Here is a 1,934-nt window from a genome sequence, read left to right on the forward strand (position 1 = left end):
GTCGGGGTGGGTATGCGGGGACCAATGACACCAATACGTGGCGGCATGCGTTGCGGAAGGATTGGCGGCTGTACAGCTTGTTGGTGCTGCCGGTGGTGTTTCTGCTGATCTTCCGGTATCTGCCGATGGCGGGGAATGTGATCGCGTTTCGGCGGTTCCGTCCGGGGTCGAGCATCTTTGGTGATGAGTGGGTGGGGTTCCATTACATCGAGATGTTCATCCATGATCCGACGTTCTGGCGGGTGTTCTGGAACACGGTGATTCTGGGTGGGTTGACGTTGGCGGTGTGTTTCCCGTTGCCGATCGTCTTGGCGTTGATGTTCAACGAGCTGCGGTCCACGGTGTTCAAGCGGGTGGCTCAGTCGATTTCGTATCTGCCGCATTTCATGTCGATCGTGATTGTGGCGGGGATCGTGTTGCAACTGACCTCGTTGAACGGGACGTTGAATCAGGTGTTGGGTGTCTTCGGGGTGGAGCGGATCGCGTTCATGCAGCAGCCGGAGTGGTTCCGGGCGATCTATGTCTCCTCGGAGGTGTGGCAGACGGTGGGGTGGGGGACCATCCTGTATCTGGCGGCGTTGACCACGATTGATCCGCAGCTCTATGAAGCGGCTCGGATTGATGGGGCGAATCGGTGGAAGCAGATGTGGCATGTCACGATCCCGGGGATCATGCCCACGATGGTGGTGCTGCTGATTCTGAATGTGGGCACGTTCATGGCGGTGGGGTTCGAGAAGGTGTTGTTGCTCTATAACCCGTTGATCTATGAGACCGCGGACATCATTGCCACCTATGTGTATCGAGTGGGTATCACCAGTTCGAACTTCTCGTATGCGACCGCTATCGGGCTCTTCGAGGCGATCATCGGGTTGATCCTGATCCTCTCGGCCAATGGGATCGCACGAAAGCTGGGAGGAAACAGCCTGTGGTGACTATCAATGCGCAAGCCCCGGAGAGGGTGCGGCCTGCTGGGACGGGGGTGCCTCCGGGTGGTCCGGGGTCCTCGGGTGTGCCTGGGGGTGGGGGGCCGCGTGGTTCGCGGTCTACGGCGATCAGGGATTCGCGGTCGTATTCGGTCTTCCGGGTGGTCAATGGTGTGTTGATCGTGGTGATCTGCGCGGTGACGTTGTATCCGTTCGTGAACATCATCGCTCAGTCGTTCTCCTCGGAGGGTTATATCAACTCCGGGCAGGTCAACATCATCCCGCGGGGGTTCAACGTGACCACGTTCGAGGTGGTGATGTCGGATGCGATGTTCTGGCGTAATTATGCCAATACGGTGATCTATACGGTGGTGGCCACGGCGATCGCGATGGTGTTGACGACGTCGTTTGCCTATGCGCTCTCGAAGCGGCATCTGAAGGGTCGGGGGTTCTTCATCGGGGTCGCGGTGTTCACGATGTTCTTCAATGGTGGGCTGATCCCGAATTATGTGTTGATCAATGCGTTGGGGATGACGAATACGATCTGGGCGATCGTGTTGCCGAACGCGATCAGTATCTTCAATCTGTTGGTGATGAAGGCGTTTTTTGAGAATTTCTCGACGGAGTTGGAAGAGGCTGCGCAGATTGATGGGTTGACGACGTATGGGATCTTGTGGCGGGTGGTGATTCCGTTGTCGAAGGCGGTGATCGCGACGATGATCCTGTTCTATGCGGTCAGTTTCTGGAATGCGTGGTTCCAGGCGTTTCTGTATCTGGATCGTCGGGAGCTGTATCCGGTGACGGTGTATCTGCGGAATCTTTTGGCGGGAGCGACGGGGACTGAGCAGTTGGGTGGGGAATCGGCGGAGGCGACGCAGATCGCCTCGAATGTGCGGGCGGTGACGATGTTGCTGACCACGTTGCCGATCATCTGTCTGTATCCGTTCCTGCAGAAGTACTTCGTGCGGGGGATCATGCTGGGCTCCGTCAAACAGTGAGGACGCCCGACGG

2 protein-coding genes are annotated in these 1,934 nt (G+C 57.7%); both read left to right on the forward strand.

All coding sequences use genetic code 11. The features are described 5' to 3' along the window. Positions 1-50 precede the first annotated feature (50 nt). A complete protein-coding gene (locus SD455_RS16545; protein ID WP_237090185.1) occupies positions 51-932 on the forward strand; it encodes an ABC transporter permease in 882 nt (293 codons plus the stop codon). Between the two features lie 77 nt (positions 933-1,009). After that, positions 1,010-1,921: a carbohydrate ABC transporter permease gene (locus SD455_RS16550; protein WP_201791149.1), complete on the forward strand. Its 912-nt coding sequence runs from the start codon at positions 1,010-1,012 to the stop codon at positions 1,919-1,921. Positions 1,922-1,934 lie beyond the last annotated feature (13 nt).

The organism is Nesterenkonia sp. K-15-9-6, from assembly GCF_052656005.1.